8 protein-coding genes are annotated in these 13,193 nt (G+C 69.5%); 4 read left to right on the top strand and 4 right to left on the bottom strand.

Going from position 1 to position 13,193, the window contains the following annotated elements; all coding sequences use genetic code 11:
- The first annotated feature begins 39 nt into the window (after positions 1-39).
- Entirely contained in the window at positions 40-1,743 is a 1,704-nt protein-coding gene (locus B0B14_RS05965; protein ID WP_076680542.1) for a long-chain-fatty-acid--CoA ligase, read from the top strand.
- A gap of 3 nt (positions 1,744-1,746) precedes the next feature.
- Here the strand turns inward: B0B14_RS05965 and B0B14_RS05960 are convergent, their stop codons facing one another.
- The 4 genes from B0B14_RS05960 to B0B14_RS05945 are packed head-to-tail and all read right to left on the bottom strand — an operon-like array spanning position 1,747 to position 6,736.
- Complete coding sequence (locus B0B14_RS05960) at positions 1,747-2,055, bottom strand: YciI family protein (RefSeq protein ID WP_076680541.1); 309 nt, start codon at positions 2,053-2,055, stop codon at positions 1,747-1,749.
- A gap of 7 nt (positions 2,056-2,062) precedes the next feature.
- Positions 2,063-4,402: an NAD-dependent DNA ligase LigA gene (gene ligA / locus B0B14_RS05955; protein WP_076680540.1), complete on the bottom strand. Its 2,340-nt coding sequence runs from the start codon at positions 4,400-4,402 to the stop codon at positions 2,063-2,065.
- Between the two features lie 39 nt (positions 4,403-4,441).
- Positions 4,442-5,539, bottom strand: a complete 1,098-nt coding sequence (gene mnmA / locus B0B14_RS05950; RefSeq protein ID WP_076680539.1) for a tRNA 2-thiouridine(34) synthase MnmA — start codon at positions 5,537-5,539, stop codon at positions 4,442-4,444.
- Positions 5,540-5,548: 9 nt separating this feature from the next.
- On the bottom strand, positions 5,549-6,736 hold the full coding sequence (locus B0B14_RS05945) for a cysteine desulfurase family protein (protein ID WP_076680538.1): 1,188 nt from the start codon (positions 6,734-6,736) through the stop codon (positions 5,549-5,551).
- Positions 6,737-6,792: 56 nt separating this feature from the next.
- Here B0B14_RS05945 and glgX point away from each other — a divergent pair, with 56 nt between their 5' ends.
- The 3 genes from glgX to glgB all read left to right on the top strand — a co-directional run bounded on the left by glgX (position 6,793) and on the right by glgB (position 13,186).
- Positions 6,793-8,880 carry a glycogen debranching protein GlgX gene (glgX, locus tag B0B14_RS05940; RefSeq protein WP_076680537.1) on the top strand — a complete coding sequence of 696 codons (2,088 nt, stop codon included), beginning with the start codon at positions 6,793-6,795 and terminating at the stop codon, positions 8,878-8,880.
- Between the two features lie 146 nt (positions 8,881-9,026).
- Complete coding sequence (locus tag B0B14_RS05935) at positions 9,027-11,009, top strand: alpha-1,4-glucan--maltose-1-phosphate maltosyltransferase (protein ID WP_083710495.1); 1,983 nt, start codon at positions 9,027-9,029, stop codon at positions 11,007-11,009.
- Entirely contained in the window at positions 11,006-13,186 is a 2,181-nt protein-coding gene (glgB, locus tag B0B14_RS05930) for a 1,4-alpha-glucan branching protein GlgB (protein WP_076680535.1), read from the top strand. The genes B0B14_RS05935 and glgB overlap by 4 nt, the downstream gene beginning before the upstream one ends.
- The last annotated feature ends 7 nt before the right edge of the window (positions 13,187-13,193 follow it).

Below are 13,193 nucleotides of genomic sequence, written 5' to 3'. Positions count from 1 at the left end.
CTCCTGTGCCCGCCTTGCGCTCATGGCTAGGCTGAGCGCGTGACCACGTTCGACCCGCCCCGCCCCTGGATCGCCAGCTACGCCGACGGTGTGCCCGAGGATCTCGCCCCGGTCTCCGGGTCTCTGATCGACATCGTCGAGGCATCCGTGCGCGACTACCCGGATGCTCCCGCCCTGCAGTTCTTCGGCAGGGAGACCACCTACAGCCACATGCTCGACGCCATCGAACGCGCCGCAGCCGGCCTCAAGGCGCTCGGTGTGCGCGCGGGCGACACGGTGGCGATCGTGCTGCCGAACTGCCCGCAGCACATCGTCGCCTTCTATGCGATCCTCCGGATCGGCGCCATCGCGGTCGAGCACAATCCCCTCTACACGCCCCGCGAGCTGCGCAAGCAGTTCGAGGATCACGGAGCGAAGGTCGCCATCGTGTGGAGCAAGGTCGTCGCGTCGGTGCAAGATCTCCCTGCCGACATCGCGGTGCGCGATCTGATCTCGATCGACATCACCCAGGCGATGCCGTTCCGCCTCCGGCTCGCTCTTCGGCTCCCGATCGCGAAGGCCCGCGAGTCGCGCGCGGCCCTCACCGAGAGGGTGAGCGGAGCCATCTCGTGGGAGTCCCTGCTCGCGAACGCACCGCTGCCGAAGTCGCATCCGAAGCCCGCCACCGACGACGTGGCGATCATCCAGTACACGAGCGGCACCACCGGCACCCCCAAGGGAGCCGTGCTGACGCATCGCAACCTGCTCTCCAATGCGAAGCAGTCGCAGGCCTGGGTGCCGTCGATCACCCGGGGCGACGGATGCGTCGTGTACGCGGTGCTGCCGATGTTCCACGCCTACGGACTCACCCTGTGTCTGACGTTCGCGATGTCGATGGGGGCGCGACTCGTGCTCTTCCCCCGCTTCGAGCCCGACATGGTGCTCGAGGTGATGAAGAAGCATCCGGCGACCTTCCTCCCGCTTGTTCCTCCGATCGCGGACCGTCTGCTGCGCGCCGCGAACGAGCAGGGCGTCTCGCTGAAGGGCACCGAGGTGGCGATCTCCGGTGCGATGGCGCTGCCGCACGAACTCGTGGTTCCATTCGAAGCGGCCACCGGAGGCTACCTCGTCGAGGGCTACGGCCTGTCGGAGTGCTCGCCGGTGCTGATGGCGAATCCGGTCGCGCCGAACCGGGTTCCGGGCACGGTCGGCCTTCCGATCCCGGGCACCGAGTGCCGCGTCGTCGACCCCGACGAACCCACGAAGGACGTGCCGTTCGGCGAGCGGGGCGAGCTGCTCGTGCGCGGACCGCAGGTCTTCCAGGGCTACTACGGCAAGCCCGAGGAGACGCAGGCGGTCTTCGTCGACGGGTGGTTCCGCACCGGCGACATCGTGCAGATCGACGACGGCGGATTCGTCCGCATCGTCGACCGCATCAAGGAGCTCATCATCACGGGCGGATTCAACGTCGCCCCGACCGAAGTGGAGAATGCTCTGCGGCAGCATCCGCAGGTCGAGGACGCGGCCGTCGTGGGGCTCCCGAGCGATCACTCCGGCGAAGAGGTCGTCGCCGCCGTCGTGCTCACCCCCGGCGTCGCGGAGCCCGACATCGAGGGCATCCGCGAGTTCGCCCGCGGCATCCTGACGCCCTACAAGGTGCCGCGTCGCGTGTTCGTCGTCGACGAGCTGCCGAAGTCGCTGATCGGCAAGGTCCTCCGCCGCCAGGTGCGCGATTCCCTGCTGAACCTCACCACCGGCGGCTGAGGGTCACTCGGAGATGCCGTCACGGGCGACCGCGACGGCGTAGGGGTACAGCGTCGCACTCATCACGCCCGCGGCGACGGCGGGGTCGGTGTGCATCACAGCGCGAGCGGATGCCTCGTCGGGCGCCTCGAAGATCGTGATGCCCCATGTCCCCTCCTCGACCTGGGTGCGTCCGGCGAGGATCAGGATGCCGGCGGACTTCAGCGCCTGCAGGTAGCCGAAATGCTCGTCGACGACGGCCGACTCGGCATCGGTGGGGTCGGCGACCATGCCGGGCCGGGTGGGGACGATGCGGTAGATCCACTGCGCCATGGTGTTGTCACCCCTCGTCCGGATCGAGGACGCCGAGAGCCGCGGGACCCTGCTCGACGAGGATCCTGAACTGCGCGGCGTCGAGGATGCGCACTCCGAGCTCTTCGGCCTTCGCGAGCTTGGATCCCGCGCCCGGACCCGCCGCCACGAAGTCGGTCTTCTTCGACACGCTCGATGCGGCCTTGCCGCCGGCCGCGATGATGGCTTCCTGCGCACCCTCGCGGGAGTACCCCTCGAGCGAGCCGGTGGCGACCACCGTGAGCCCATCCAGCACGCCGCCCACGACGACAGCGGCGCCGGGACCCGGGTGGCCGGGAGTCGCGAGCCGGGCGCCTGCGGCATCCCACCGCTCGACGATCTCGCGGTGCCAGTCGACTTCGAACCACTCGATGAGCGAATCGGCGATGATGCCGCCGACGCCGTCGACGGCTGCGAGCTCGTCGCGGGACGCCGCACGGATCGCGGCCACGGAGCCGAACCACTGCGCGAGCGCTCGGGCGGCGACCGGACCCACGTGACGCACGTTGAGCGAAACGAGGAAGCGCCAGAGGTCTTTCGTCTTCGCCTTCTCGAGCTCTTCCAGCAGACGGATCGCCTGCACCGACGGCTGCGCGCCGATGAGGCCCTCCTTCTTCTCCGCGGGCGACGGATTGCGGCGGAAGGGCGCGCGGCGCACGACCTCACCGGTCTTCTCGTCGATGCGCGGCTCGCCCGTCTCGGCGTCGCGGACCACGACCTCGATCGGTACGAGCTGGTCGAGCGTGAGCTCGAACAGTCCGGCTTCGGTCTCCAGCGGCGGTACGGCCGGGGTCGACGGCTGCGTGAGCGCGGCGGCGGTGACCTCGCCGAGCGCCTCGATGTCGAGCGCGCCGCGGGAGCCGATGTGCTCGACGCGGCCCCGCACCTGGGCGGGGCACGCCCGCGTGTTCGGGCAGCGCAGATCGATGTCGCCCTCCTTCGCGGGAGCGAGGGGGGAACCGCACTCGGGGCATGTCGTGGGCATCACGAACGCGCGCTCTGTGCCGTCTCGGAGCTCGACGACGGGTCCGAGCACCTCCGGGATCACGTCGCCCGCTTTGCGCAGCACGACGGTGTCGCCGATCAGCACGCCCTTCGCTCGGACGACGTCTTGATTGTGCAGAGTCGCCTGCCGCACGACCGACCCCGAGACGCGTGCCGGAGCCATGACGGCGAACGGGGTGGCGCGTCCGGTGCGTCCGACGGAGACCACGATGTCGAGCAGCTTCGTGTTCACCTGCTCGGGCGGGTACTTGTAGGCGATCGCCCACCGCGGCGCGCGACTCGTGGCGCCCAGCTCGTCGTGGAGCGCGAGCTCATCGACCTTCACCACGATGCCGTCGATCTCGTGCTCGACGTCGTGGCGGTGCTCGCCGTAGTGCGCGACGAAGTCGATCACCCCGTCGATCGACTCGGAGGTGCGGAAGTACGGGCTGGTCGGAAGGCCCCACTGGGCGAGGAGCGCGTAGATCTCGCTCTGCGAGTCGACCGGCGGGCGCTCCCAGGCGCCGATTCCGTGCACGAACAGCCGGAGCGAATCGAGACGCGCGTGACCCGCCTCGTACTCCAGGCCCTCCTTCTTGTCGAGCTGCTGCCGCAATCCTCCACTGGCCGCGTTGCGCGGATTGGCGAAGGAGGGGAATCGGCGCTCCGCGCTGACCCGGGCCTTCTCCTCATCGAAGCTGCGCGAGCGCACGCGCGTCTCTTCGACGGCCCGTTCGCGCATGTCGGCCTGCAGCTCATTCAGCGCCGCGAAAGAGGCGACCGGGATAAAGACCTCGCCACGCACCTCGACGAGCGGCGGATGCCCCGTGCCCGCCAGTCGCTGCGGGATGCCGGCGACCCGCACGGCGTTCACTGTGACGTCTTCGCCGACGCGCCCGTCGCCGCGGGTGGCCGCGGACGTGAGGACGCCGTTCTCGTAACGCAGGCTGATCGCGAGTCCGTCGATCTTGAGCTCCGTGAGCCAGCGGACGGGCCGACCCGCGCCGGCCTGCGCCTTCGCGCACCACTCGCGCAGCTCGTCGAGGGAGAAGACGTTGTCGAGACTCAGCATGCGCTCGGCATGCTCCACGGGCGCGAACTGCGAGTTCTGCGCGGCACCCACCGTGAGGGTCGGCGAATCCTGGCCCTGCAGTTCGGGGTACAGCCGCTCGACGGCTTCGAGGCGACGCATCCAACCGTCGTACGTCTCGTCGTCGACGAGCTCGGCATCGCGCCCGTAGTACGCGTCGCGCGCTCCGAGGATGCGCTCCGTGAGACTGCGAGCCTCGTCGCGCGCGTCGTCGAGCGTCAGCTCAGGGAGTTCGAGGGCTGAGGCATCGGTCACCCCGTCAGTCTAGAAGCGGGTCCGGACACGCGGCAGGCGTCAGGCGTCGACGGGCACGGCCGACACGGTGCGGTCGATCGTGAACTGCCCGAGCACGCGCGTGCCGACATAGAGGACCGCCGTCTGGCCCGGCGCCACGCCGTCGAAGGGAGTCTCGGGGACCACCGTCAGCACGCCGTCGCCGATCGAGGCACGCGCGGGGACGGGGTCGGAGTGGGCGCGGATCTGGGCGTGGCAGTCGAACTCCGCCTCCTCGGGAGCGCGACCGGCCCAGGTGAACCGCTCCCCCGAGATCTCCGCGGTCGCGAGGGCCTCCTTCGGGCCCACGACGACGGTGTTCGACACGGGACGCACCTCGAGCACGAATCGCGGCTTGCCGTCGGACGCCGGCGTGCCGATCTTGAGTCCGCGCCGCTGTCCGACGGTGAACGCGTGCGCGCCTTCGTGCGAGCCGATCACGGCTCCGGAGCGATCCAGGATGTCGCCGGCCTCGGCGCCCACGCGGTCGGCGAGCCACCCGCGGGTGTCGCCATCGGGGATGAAGCAGATGTCGTGGCTGTCGGGCTTCTGGGCGACCGACAGGCCGCGCGCCTCCGCCTCTGCGCGCACGAGAGTCTTCGACGGCGTCGCGCCCAGCGGGAAGTAAGTGTGCGCCAGCTGGTCCGCCGTCAGCACGCCGAGCACGTACGACTGATCCTTCGCTGCATCCGACGCGCGGTGCAGCTCGAGCCCGTCCGCACCGTCGACGAGCGTCGCGTAGTGACCCGTGCACACCGCGTCGAAGCCGAGCTCGAGTGCCCGCTCGAGCAGGGCCGCGAACTTGATCTTCTCGTTGCAGCGCATGCAGGGGTTCGGGGTGCGACCGGCCTGGTACTCCGCCACGAAGTCGGCGATCACGTCGTCGCGGAAGCGCTCGGAGAAGTCCCACACGTAGAACGGGATGCCGAGGCGGTCAGCCGCCCGACGGGCATCCATCGCGTCCTCGATCGTGCAGCATCCGCGGCTTCCCGTGCGGAGGGTCCCGCCGGCGCGGGAGAGCGCGAGATGCACGCCGACGACGTCGTGTCCGGCCTCCACGGCCCGTGCGGCCGCGACGGCGGAATCGACGCCACCGCTCATGGCCGCAAGGATCCGCATGCGTCCAGTCTACGAGCGGGGTGCTGAGCGGGCGCCGGATGCCGCCCGCGCCCGTTCGACGGCCCCGGGAAGGGAGGCCAGGAGCGCGTCGACGTCGACGTCGGTGGAGGTGCGTCCGAGGGTGAGGCGCAGCACCTGGCGCGCTTCGACCTCCGTGCGTCCGAGTGCCAGCACGACGTGCGACGGCTCGGGGACCCCCGCCTGACACGCCGACCCGGTCGACACCGAGATGCCGGCCTGATCGAGCAGGAACAGCAGCGTCTCCCCCCACGCGCCGGGGAAGAGGACGTTGACGTTTCCCGGAAGCCGGTCGGACGCGTCGCCGAGGAGCTCGGAACCCGGCACGGACAGGAGGATGCCGGCGACGAGCCGCTCCCGAAGAGCCGCGAGCCGCCGCGACTCGCCGGCCAGCTCTGCGACCGCGAGCTCCGCCGCGACCGCGAACGCCGCCGCGCCGGCGGCATCCTGGGTGCCCGAGCGGAGCGCGCGCTGCTGACCGCCGCCGTGCACGAGCGGATGCATGCGGGCCTCGCGCGCGACGATGAGCGCGCCGACCCCCACCGGTCCGCCGAGCTTGTGCGCCGACAGGCTCAGCGCCACGAGTCCCGCCGGGCCCCGCGCGCCGGCACGCCAGTCGCGGAACGAGACCGCCACATGGCCGAACGCGCCGATCGCATCGAGGTGGAGGGGAACATCGGCGCGGGCCGCTGCCTCCGCCAGCGCGGCGGCGTCGTTCCGCGTGCCGACCTCGTTGTTCGCGACGAGGGCCGTGGCCAGCGCGGCGCCGGGCAGTGCGGCCGCGAAGGAGGCGGCCTCGATGCGGCCCTCCCGATCCAGCGGAACCGTCCGGACCGAGGCCGATCCGTGCCGGTGGAGCCAGGCGACGGTGTCGAGCGTCGCGTGGTGCTCGCCGTCGGGCAGGACGATCGCCTCGGTTCCGCTCGGCCGTGCGGACCACAGCCCCTGGAGCGCGAGGTTGACCGACTCGGTCCCGCCCGAGGTGAACACGACCTCGATCGGGTCGCATTCGACGACCGCGGCAAGTCGCTCGCGCGACTCCTCGAGCACACGGCGAGCGTACTGGCCCGCGGTGTGGATGGATGAGGGGTTGCCGACCTGCTCCGACACCGCGATCCACGCCTCGCGGGACTCGGTCCGAAGCGGGGTGGTGGCGGCGTGATCGAGGTAGACGACCATGTGCTCCCCCGTCCCCCGTTCCGGATCCGCCCTGCGGCCTTACTACTGTAGAGCGCATGACTCGCGCGCAGACCCTCGCCGCCGTCGCCGAGACGCCCGGCCTGCTGAGCTCGGACTTCGACGATCTCGGTGTGACGCTCACCCCGGCGGGCGGCACGCTCCGCGTCTGGTCGAGGGCTGCGACATCGGTGGAACTGGTGGTCTTCGACGACACGGACCTCGACTGGATCACGGATGCGATCGCACTGGAGGCCGGCGCGAGCGGCGTGTGGTCGGTGACAACGCCGCTGCTGCGCCCGGGCACGCGCTACGCGATCCGCGTGGACGGACCGCACGGTCCCGGCAACACGTTCAATCCCGGATCGCTCCTCCTCGACCCCTACTCCAAAGGGCTCGTGAATCCGCACTTCGAGGACTGGCGATCGGTCGTCGTCGACGGCGGATTCGACTGGGGCGGCGTCGGCAAGCCGAACGTGCCGCTGGACCGCACGGTGCTGTACGAGGGGCACCTGAAGGGCATGACCAAGCGGCATCCCGACGTTCCGCCCGCCCTGCACGGAACGTACGCGGGTCTGGCGCATCCCGCCATGATCGAGCACTTCCGCTCGCTCGGCGTGACGAGCATCGAGCTGCTGCCGGTGCACGCGTTCGAGACGGAGCCGCGCCTCCTCCAGCACGGACTCGTCAACTACTGGGGCTACAACACCCTCAACTTCTTCTCCCCGCATGCGCCCTACGCCACCGAGGCCAGCCGCAAGGAGGGCCCGGAGGCGGTCCTGCGCGAGTTCAAGGGCATGGTGAAGCTCCTCCACGAAGCAGGCCTCGAAGTCATCCTCGACGTCGTGTACAACCACACCTCCGAGCTCGGCATCGGCGGACCCCGCACCAGCTTCCGCGGAATCGACAATCGCGCGTACTACCGTCAGAGCGCCGACGGCGCGTACATCGACGTCACCGGGTGCGGCAATTCGATCGACACCTCGACGGATGCCGCCTCCCGCCTCGTGCTGGATTCGCTGCGGTACTGGGCGAACGAGGTGCAGATCGACGGGTTCCGCTTCGATCTGGCCGCGACGCTCGGGCGCGACGCGCAGCACGAGTTCACGCCGGAGCATCCCCTGCTCCAGGCCATCCTCCACGATCCCGCCCTGGCGGGCGTCAAGAAGATCGCCGAGCCGTGGGACGTCGGCCTCGGCGGGTGGCAGACGGGCAACTTCGGCGCCGGCTGGCACGAATGGAACGACCGCTACCGCGACCGCGTGCGCAACTTCTGGCTCAGCGACGTCGACTACGCCCGGCGCGCATCGACCGCTCCCGTGGGCATCGGCGGATTCGCCACGCGCCTCGCGGGATCGTCGAACACCTTCAGCAATGAGCGCGGTCCGCTGGCGAGCATCAATTTCGTCACGGCGCACGACGGCTTCACCCTGCGCGACCTCGTCTCGTACGACGTGAAGCACAACATGGGCAACGGCGAGCAGAACCGCGACGGCGCCGACACGAACCGCTCGTTCAACCACGGCGCCGAAGGGCCCACCGACGACGAGACGATCCTCGCGACCCGCCGTAAGGCGATGCGCAATCTGCTGGGAACGCTCCTGCTGTCGTCGGGCATCCCGATGCTCACCGCGGGCGACGAGTTCGCCCGTTCGCAGCGCGGCAACAACAACACCTACTGCCACGACTCTCCGCTGAACTGGATGTCGTGGGAGTACGCGCCGTGGCAGAAGGACATCCACGCCCACGTGCAGCGTCTCATCGCCCTGCGCCAGGCGAATCCCGCCCTCCGCCCGAGCCGGTTCGCACACGACGACGAAGTGGTGCCCAGCGCCTCCGTCATCGACTGGTACGACGAGAACGGCGAGACGATGTCGATCGACCGGTGGACGAACCCCGCCCACCGCACGCTCCAGTACGACGCCGCATCGACGCCGGAGAACGAGGCGCCCAACCGCATCCTGCTCATCGTGCACGGCAACGAGCGGCCGATCGACGTGACTCTCCCCCGGATCGAGGGCGTCGAGCGCTTCGTGTCGCTGTGGTCGAGTGCCGATGAGACTCCGAGCGACGACCACGAGGTGTTCGCACCCGGAGACGTGGTGCCGATCGTGTCGACATCGATGCACCTGTTCCGGATGGAGTGAGCGCGTCCCTGTGCGCAGAGCAGACCGCGCGGTAGGTTCGAACCGTGGTCACGACGTCGCGCGCCGCGCGCTCCGGTTCCGTCCGGAGCGCCACATCGATCCCTGTCCGTCCCGCCGCCGAAGGGCAGCCTGAACCCTCCACCGTCATGGGGCGGATACCCCTGGTGAAGCCGAGTCCTTCGGTGCCCTACGGGTCGTACCGGCCCAAGGCCTACGTCGGGGAGACGGTGCCGTTCCGGGTCACGGCGTTCCGCGAGGGGCACGACATCATCGGCGTGCACGTGCGGCTGTTCGCGCCGTCCGGCGAAGAGTCCCTGCATCGCCTCTCCCCCGTCCTGGACGGCTTCGACACCTGGGCGACGCACGTCGCGCCTCTCGAAGAAGGCGTCTGGCGATTCCGGTTCGAAGGGTTCGCCGACGACTTCGCGACGTGGGAGCACGCCGCCGAGCTGAAGATCGCCGCCGGCGTCGACGCGCCGCTCATGCGCGAGATGGGCGCGCGTCTGTTCGAGCGCGCCGTCGCGGAGAAGGCACGGCCGCTCGCCGAGCGCCGTACCCTCGAGAACGCGGCCGCGCGCCTGCGCGAGGCCGAGGTGTCCGACGAGGTCGCGCTCGAGATCGTCCGGGATCCTGCCATCGCCGCGTTCTTCTCCGCGCGGCCGCTCGCCTCGCTCTCCACGCGCGGCGAGGAGCTCGAGCTCCTGGTGGAGCGCGAACGCGCCGGCGTCGGCGCGTGGTACGAGTTCTTCACCCGCTCCGAAGGCGCACGTCGCCTGAAGGACGGCACCGTCAAGAGCGGCACGTTCCGCTCGTCCGCGAAGCGCCTTCCCGAGGTCGCGGCGATGGGCTTCGACGTGCTCTACCTGGTGCCGGTGCACCCGATCGGCACGACGAATCGCAAGGGCCGAAACAACACCCTGGAGGCACTGCCCGGCGACCCGGGATCGCCCTACGCCATCGGCTCGCCCGACGGCGGCCACGACGCCGTCCACCCCGAGCTGGGCACGCTCGCCGATTTCCGCTTCTTCGTGCGCGCCGCCCGGGCCGAGGGCCTCGAGGTCGCCCTCGACCTCGCGCTGCAGGCCTCCCCTGATCATCCGTGGGTGCACGAGCATCCGGAATGGTTCACCACGCTGCCCGACGGCTCGATCGCTTTCGCGGAGAACCCCCCGAAGAAGTACCAGGACATCTACCCGGTCAACTTCGACAACGACCCCGCGGGCATCTACGCGGAGGTGCTGCGGATCGTGCGCCACTGGGTGGCGCAGGGCGTGCGGATCTTCCGCGTCGACAACCCGCACACCAAGCCGCTGCAGTTCTGGGAGTGGCTCATCGCCGAGGTGAACGCCCAGGATCCGGGCGTCATCTTCCTGTCGGAGGCCTTCACGCGTCCGTCGGTGATGCGCTCGCTCGCCGCCGTCGGGTTTCAGCAGAGCTACACGTACTTCACGTGGCGCAACACGAAGGAGGAGCTCGAGGAGTTCCTCGGCTCGATCTCGCACGAGACGAGCGACTACATGCGCCCGAACCTGTTCGTGAACACGCACGACATCCTCACGGAGTACCTGCAGTACGGCGGGCGTCCGGCGTACAAGATCCGCGCCGCGATCGCCGCGACGTCCTCTCCGACGTACGGCGTGTACGCCGGCTACGAGCTGTACGAGAACGTCGCGCGACCCGGCTCCGAAGAGAACATCGACAACGAGAAGTACGAGTTCAAGTTCCGCGACTGGGCGGGCTCCGAGCAGCGCGGCGATTCGCTCGCCCCGTACCTGCGTCGCCTGAACGAGATCCGCGCCGCGCATCCCGCCCTGCGACAGCTGCGCAACTGGTCCGCGCACTGGAGCGACGACGACGCGATCCTGGTCTACTCGAAGCACCTCGACGGAGCATTCACCGACTCCGGTGTCTCTGACACGATCATCGTGGTCGCCAACGTCGATCCGCACTCGGTGCGCCAGACGATGGTGCACCTCGACACCCGGCTGTGGGGCGTCGCGCCCGGGGAGCCGTTCGAGGTCGAGGACCTGCTCTCGGGCGAGACCTGGACCTGGTCCGACCACAACTTCGTCCGTCTCGACGCGTTCACCGAACCCGTCCACATCCTTCACGTCAAGGAGCAGCGATGACCACCGTCGATGATCGCATTCTGAACGCCGTGTCGTCCGGTTCGCATTTCGCGCCGCACGACGTGCTCGGCATCCACGAGTCGACGGATGCCGAGGGCGCCACCGAGTGGATCGTCCGCGCCCGTCGACCGCTCGCCGAGAGCGTCACGGCCGTCTTCGCGGACGGCACCCGCGTTCCGCTCGAGCACGTGAAGTACGGAGTCTGGGAGGGCGCGAAGAGCGGATCGTTCGGCTCGTACGAGCTCGTCACCACCTACGACGGCGCGCCCGACTACGTCACGGATGATCCGTACCGCCACACCCCCGTGCTCGGCGAGCTCGACATGCACCTGATCCGCGAGGGACGCCACGAGGAGCTGTGGCGCGTCCTCGGAGCCCACGTCGTCGAGCACGGCGGCTCGGCGGGCACGTCGTTCGCCGTGTGGGCCCCCGACGCCCAGGCCGTCCGCATCGTCGGCGGCTTCAACAACTGGGACGGCCAGAGCCACTCGATGCGCTCGATGGGCTCCAGCGGCATCTGGGAGCTGTTCGTCCCCGGTCTCGGCGCCGGCACGGCCTACAAGTTCGAGATCCTCACCCGGCGCGGAGACTGGATCCAGAAGGCCGACCCGATGGCGCGCTTCGCCGAAGTGCCGCCGGCGACGGCATCCGTCGTCACGGAGTCCTCCTACACCTGGAGCGACGGCGCCTGGATGACCGAGCGCTCTGCGAGCCAGCCCGTCTCCAGGCCGATGTCGGTGTACGAGCTGCACTTCGGGTCATGGCGCCCCGGGCTGTCGTACCGCGACGCCGTCGAGCCGCTGATCGAATACGTCACCGAGCAGGGCTTCACGCACATCGAGTTCATGCCGCTCGCCGAGCACCCGTTCGGCGGATCGTGGGGCTACCAGGTCACCGGGTACTACGCCCCGACCAGCCGGTTCGGCCACCCCGACGACCTGCGCTACCTCATCGACCGGCTCCACCAGGCCGGCATCGGCGTGATCATGGACTGGGTCCCCGGGCACTTCCCCAAGGACTCCTTCGCGCTTGCACGCTTCGACGGAGAACCGCTCTACGAGCACGCCGACCCCCGCCGCGGAGAGCACAAGGACTGGGGCACGCTCATCTTCGACTACGGTCGCAGCGAAGTGCGCAACTTCCTCGTGGCCAACGCCCTGTACTGGTTCGAGGAGTTCCACGTCGACGGACTCCGCGTGGACGCCGTCGCCTCGATGCTCTACCTCGACTACTCGCGCGAAGAGGGCGAGTGGGCGCCGAACGTGCACGGCGGGCGCGAGAACCTCGAGGCCATCGCCTTCCTGCAGGAGGTGAACGCGACGTCGTACAAGCGCTACCCCGGCATCGCGATGATCGCCGAGGAGTCCACGAGCTTCCCGGGCGTCACCGCGCCGACGAGCCGCGCCGGCCTGGGCTTCGGCTTCAAGTGGAACATGGGCTGGATGAACGACTCGCTCGAGTACATCAAGCGCGACCCGATGTACCGCTCGCACCACGAGGGCGAACTGTCGTTCTCGTTCGTCTACGCGTTCAGCGAGAACTACGTGCTCCCGATCAGCCATGACGAGGTCGTGCACGGCAAGGGCTCGCTCTTCAGCCGGATGCCGGGCGACCACTGGCAGAAGCTCGCCAACATGCGGGCCTACCTGGCGTACATGTGGGGTCACCCCGGCAAGCAGCTGCTGTTCATGGGTCAGGAGTTCGCGCAGATCTCGGAGTGGTCCGAGGGACGCAGCCTGGATTGGTGGCTGCTCGACCAGCCGTCGCACCGGGAGCTCCTCGGGTTCGTCGCGGCCCTGAACCGTGCCTACCGCGATCACTCCGCCCTGTGGGCACGCGACAGCGACGGCGCAGCCTTCACGCGGCTCGGCGGACCCGCCTGGAACCCGAACGTGGTCGCCTTCGCGCGGCGGGACTGGCACGGGAACACGGTCGCGGTGATCTGCAACTTCTCCGGTGTCCCGGTGCACGGCTTCGAACTCGACCTGCCCGAGTCGGGCGTGTGGCACGAGGTCCTCAACACCGACGCGCAGATCTACGGGGGCTCCGGAGTGGGCAACATGGGCGTCGTCCACGCGAACGATGCGAAGCGCGCCTCGATGATCCTGCCGCCCCTGGGCGTGCTGTGGCTGCGGCACGACCCGCAGGCGCACATCCCCTCACCCACTCAGGGGTGACGACGAC

The organism is Microbacterium sp. RU33B (assembly GCF_900155915.1).
Taxonomy (GTDB): Bacteria; Actinomycetota; Actinomycetes; order Actinomycetales; family Microbacteriaceae; genus Microbacterium.
The sequence above is the reverse complement of the archived record's forward strand: the minus strand, read 5'-3'. Positions and strand labels throughout refer to the sequence as shown.

Coding starts and splice junctions, on each gene's coding strand:
- glgB (WP_076680535.1), top strand. CDS start 11,006: ATGACCACCGTCGATGATCGCATTCTGAACGCCGTGTCGTCCGGTTCG.
- B0B14_RS05945 (WP_076680538.1), bottom strand. CDS start 6,736: ATGGTCGTCTACCTCGATCACGCCGCCACCACCCCGCTTCGGACCGAG.
- B0B14_RS05935 (WP_083710495.1), top strand. CDS start 9,027: ATGGGGCGGATACCCCTGGTGAAGCCGAGTCCTTCGGTGCCCTACGGG.
- B0B14_RS05960 (WP_076680541.1), bottom strand. CDS start 2,055: ATGGCGCAGTGGATCTACCGCATCGTCCCCACCCGGCCCGGCATGGTC.
- glgX (WP_076680537.1), top strand. CDS start 6,793: ATGACTCGCGCGCAGACCCTCGCCGCCGTCGCCGAGACGCCCGGCCTG.
- mnmA (WP_076680539.1), bottom strand. CDS start 5,539: ATGCGGATCCTTGCGGCCATGAGCGGTGGCGTCGATTCCGCCGTCGCG.